Here is a 4,485-nt window from a genome sequence, read left to right as displayed (position 1 = left end):
CGACATCGGCCACCTCGCGGTCAACGGGACCGTCAACGACCTGGCGATGTGCGGGGCCCGGCCCGGGTTCCTGGCCGCGGGCTTCATCCTGGAGGAGGGCTTTCCCGTCGCCGACCTGCGGCGGATCACCGCCTCGATGGCCGCCGCCGCGGGCGAGGCCGGCGTGTCGATCGTCACCGGCGACACCAAGGTGGTGCAGCGCGGCAAGGCCGACGGGTGCTACATCACCACGACGGGGGTCGGACTCCTGGAACGGCCCGAGAACCTGTCCGTCTCCGCCGCCCGGCCCGGCGACGCGGTCATCGTGTCCGGCCCGCTGGGCGACCACGGAGCGGCGATCATGGTGGCCCGCGGCGAGTTCGACATCGAGGCCCCGATCGTGTCCGACACCGCTGCCTTGCACGGCGTCGTGTCGGCCCTGCTGGACGCGGTGCCCGGCCAGGTCAGGGCGCTGCGCGACGCCACGCGGGGCGGGGTCGCCACCATCCTCAACGAGGTGGCCGCCGCCTCCGAGGTCGCCGTGGTGGTCGAGGAGGAGGCCGTGCCGGTGCGACCCGAGGTGACCGGGGTGTGCGAGCTGCTCGGCATCGACCCGCTCTACGTCGCCTGCGAGGGCCGCTTCGTGGCCGTCGTCGACGGCGGGCACGCCGGCCGCGCCCTGGAGTCGTTGCGCGGGCACCCGCTCGGCGCCGACGCGGCGATCGTCGGCACGGTCCGTGACGACCCGGCGGGGCTGGTGCTGCTGCGCACCGCGTTCGGCGGCACCCGCATCGTGGACGTGCTCGTGGGCGACCCGCTGCCACGCATCTGCTGACCCGAGCCGGGCGGGTGAGGGCGCTGGATCAGCCGCCGGTTCAGCCGGTGGATCCGCCGCTGGGTCACCCGCTGGGTCAGCCGGTCGATCAGCCGGTGGCGGCCGCCACGACCGCCTGGCCGAGGCTGATCCCGCCGTCGTTGCACGGCACGCGGCGGTGCGTCAGCACCCGCAGCCCGTCGGCGCGCAACCGGTCGGCGACGCCGCCGAGCAGCACCAGGTTGCCGAACACGCCACCGGACAGCGCCACCGTGCCGAGCCCCGTGGCCTGCGCGATCATTCGGACCGCCGCCGCCACCGCGTCGGCCAGCCCGTGGTGGAACCTGGCCGCGATCACACCCGCCGGCACGCCCCGCCGCAGGTCCCCGGCCACGGCCCGGACCAGGTCGGTACTCCTGATCACGACCGGCCACGGACCGGCCACGGTCACCGGATAGCCGTCGCGGACACCCCGGTCGGCCCGCCGCTCCAGCCCCGCCGCGGCCTGCCCCTCGTACGTCACGGTGTCACGGACGCCGAGCAGCGCGGCCACCGCGTCGAACAGCCGCCCCGCGCTCGACGTGAGCGGCGCGGCCGGCCCGCCCCCGGCGGCCAGCGCGGACACGGCCCGCCAGCCTTCCGCGTTGCGGACGGCCACGTCCAGGCCCGTAGCCGGCTCGGACGCGGCGTCCAGGTAGGCCGCCGCCATCCGCCACGGCTGGCGGATCGCCGCCGCGCCGCCCGGCATCCGCACCTGCTCCAGGTGCCCGGCCCGCTCGAACCCCGCCAGGCCGGCCACCAGCAGCTCGCCGCCCCAGATCGTGCCGTCGGTGCCGTAGCCGGTGCCGTCGAACGCGACGCCGATGACCGGCCCCCGTTCCCCGTTGTCGGCCAGGCACGAGGCGATGTGGGCGTGGTGGTGCTGGACCCCGACCAGCTCCACGCCGTCGAGGCCGAGCGCGTACTTCGTCGACAGGTACTCCGGATGCAGGTCGTGGGCGACGAGCGCGGGCTCGATGCCGAGCAGCCGCTGGTAACGCCCGATCTCCCTGGTGAAGGCGCGCGTCGTCTCGTAGCTCTCCAGGTCGCCGAGGTGCTGCGAGACGAACGCGTGACGGTCCCTGGCGAGGCAGAAGGTGCTCTTCAGCTCCGCGCCGCAGGCGAGCACCGGACGGGGGAAGGACCAGGGCAGTGTGAACGGTTCGGGCGCGTACCCGCGGGCCCGCCTGACGGGCAGCCCGGCGCCGCGGAAGAACCGGACCACCGAGTCGTCGGCCGGCGCGTGGATCGCCCGGTCGTGGGAGAGGAAGGCGTCGGCGACGCCGCCCAGCCGCTCGCGGGCGTCCGCGTCGTCGTACGCGATCGGCTCGTCGGACACGTTCGCGCTGGTCAGCACGTACGGCCGGGCGATCTCGCGGGCGAGCAGGTGGTGCAGCGGCGTGTAGGGCAGCAGCACGCCCACCTCGTCGCTGTCCGGGGCCACCGAGGGCGCGAGCGGCGCGCCGGGCCGCCGGGGAAGCAGCACGATCGGCCCGCGCGCCCCGGACAGCAGGCGCGCCGCGTCCTCGTCGAGCTCGCACAGCTCCCGCACCGCGGAAAGGTCGGCGGCCAGCACCGCGAACGCCTTGTCGGCGCGCCGCTTGCGGGCCCGCAGCGCCGCGACGGCGGCCTCGTCGGTCGCGTCCACGGCCAGGTGGTAGCCGCCCAGGCCCTTGACCGCCAGCACGGCGCCGGCCGCGACCATGGCCGCGGCGTTCGCGAGGGGATCGCCGGGCACCGGCGTGCCGTCCGGCGTACTCAGCGCCAGGGCGGGGCCGCAGGCAGGGCAGCAGACCGGCTGGGCGTGGAAGCGCCGGTCGGCCGGGTCGCGGTATTCCCGCTCGCACCTGGCGCACATGCTGAAGCCCGCCATGGTGGTCGCGGCCCTGTCGTACGGCACACCTGTGATGATCGTGAACCGGGGCCCGCAGTTCGTGCAGTTGACGAACGGGTACCGGTAGCGCCGATCCGCCGGGTCGAACAACTCCTTGAGGCAGTCGCCGCAGGTGGCGACGTCCGGGGGGACCAGCACGCGCGCGGTCCCGGTCGGCGGCGCGCCGGCCACGCTGGGCACGATCTCGAACCCGCGGGCCCCGGTCGGCGGCACGGCGGTCACGCTGACCCGTTCGACGACGGCCAGCACGGGGGGCCGGTCGCGGACCGCCTCCACCAGCGCGGTGACCGCCGACGCCGTGCCCTCCGCCTCGATGAACACCCCGCCGGCGTCGTTGCCGACCAGCCCGGCCAGGCCGTAGCGGGAGGCGAGCGCGTGCACGAACGGGCGGAAGCCGACGCCCTGGACGATGCCCTCCACCTGGATCCGCGAGCGCACCCGCCCGGTCACGCCTCCGCCAGCGCCTGCTGGACCAGCTCCCACAGCACGTGGTAGGCGGTGGTCTGTGCCTCCTGGATGCGGTGCACCGACGACGACGGGATGACGAACAGGTGGTCGGCGAGAGCGTCCTCGGCCATCCGCCCGCCGCCCGAACCGGCCAGTCCGACGGTCACCATGCCCGCGCGCCTGGCCGTCTCCAGCCCGAGCAGCACGTTCGCCGAGCCGCCGCTGGTCGACAGGGCAACGGCGATGTCGCCGCGCCGGCCGAGCGCGGCGAGCTGCCGGGCGAAGACCACGTCGAAGTGCACGTCGTTGGCGAGCGCGGTCAGCAGCGCGGCGTCCGCGGTCAGCGAGATCGCCGGGAGCCTGCGCCCGTCCGGGCCGGGCGTCAGGAAGAGCTGGGCCACGGACTGGGCGTCGGTGCTGCTGCCGCCGTTGCCGAACGCGAACAGCGTGCCTCCGGCCCGGAAGGCGGCCGCGACCGCCTCGGCGCAGGCGCCCAGCGACGGGCCCAGCTCGTTCAGCACGCGCAGGCGCAGCTCCAGGCTCTCCGCGGCCTTGTCCATGGTGGAACGGGTGACGTCCTCGACGGTGCCGCCGCCGGGGCCGGGAAACGGGTAGAGCGCCTCGGTCACGAGCCGTCACCGCCCAGCACCGCGATGGCCTCCTTGGCGTGCACGAGGACCGTGTCGCCCACCCGCGCCGCGACCAGCGCCACGCTGATCTCCTCGATCCCGGCTCCCGTGTCGACGAGGGCGAGCCCGTCGGGCCGCAGCTCGGTGACGCGGACCGGCACCGCCGTGTCGGCGCAGGTGACGCAGGTGCCGCTCTCGTCGCAGGCCGACGGCGTCAGCGGGGCGAGACCGGGGTCGTCGAGGAAGACGTGGACCAGCTCCCACAGCAGGTGGTAGGTGGTGACGTGCGTCTCGCGGGCGATCAGGGGGTCGTCGGACCGGGCGGCGAGCAGGTGATCGGCCGGCGCTCCGTCCGCGGGTGTGCCCGCCGTCAGCGCGACCGTCAGCATGCCCAGCTCGCGGGCCGCCGCGAGCGCGGCGAGCACGTCGCCGTGGCCCACGCAGAGGCCGACCGTGATGTCCTCCGGCCTGCCCAGCGCCCGTAGCCGGTCGGCGAACGCCGAGCCCTGCGCGCAGGCGTCGCCCGCCAGGGAGATCGCCGGCAGCGCGCGCTTGCCCACGATCACGGGATGCGTGAACTCCACCGCCAGATGCCCGGCGTCGGCGGCGGTCGCGCCCTGTCCGAACGTGAGCAGCCTGCCCTTGCGCTGGAAGCGCGCGGCCATGTCGCGCGCGGCCCGCAC

At 75.5% G+C, this 4,485-nt stretch carries 4 protein-coding genes; 1 reads left to right on the top strand and 3 read right to left on the bottom strand.

The window, feature by feature from the left end:
* Nucleotides 1-814 (top strand): hydrogenase expression/formation protein HypE (gene hypE, locus DAT37_RS39650; protein WP_109530100.1); only part of this gene is annotated, 814 nt, incomplete at its 5' end.
* Between the two features lie 88 nt (nucleotides 815-902).
* On the opposite strand, the gene hypF is transcribed toward hypE, so the two are convergent.
* The 3 genes from hypF to DAT37_RS39635 form a co-directional block, all read right to left on the bottom strand.
* Complete coding sequence (hypF, locus tag DAT37_RS39645) at nucleotides 903-3,176, bottom strand: carbamoyltransferase HypF (protein ID WP_109530099.1); 2,274 nt, start codon at nucleotides 3,174-3,176, stop codon at nucleotides 903-905.
* Complete coding sequence (locus DAT37_RS39640; RefSeq protein WP_232840282.1) at nucleotides 3,173-3,802, bottom strand: D-sedoheptulose-7-phosphate isomerase; 630 nt, start codon at nucleotides 3,800-3,802, stop codon at nucleotides 3,173-3,175. The genes hypF and DAT37_RS39640 overlap by 4 nt, the downstream gene beginning before the upstream one ends.
* On the bottom strand, nucleotides 3,799-4,485 hold a 687-nt coding region (locus tag DAT37_RS39635; RefSeq protein WP_157978928.1), incomplete at its 5' end, for a HypC/HybG/HupF family hydrogenase formation chaperone. The genes DAT37_RS39635 and DAT37_RS39640, both read right to left, overlap by 4 nt.

It is taken from the genome of Nocardia aurea, assembly GCF_003123685.1.
Taxonomy (GTDB): Bacteria; Actinomycetota; Actinomycetes; order Mycobacteriales; family Mycobacteriaceae; genus Nocardia; species Nocardia aurea.
This window is presented reverse-complemented; position numbering and strand designations above follow the sequence as displayed.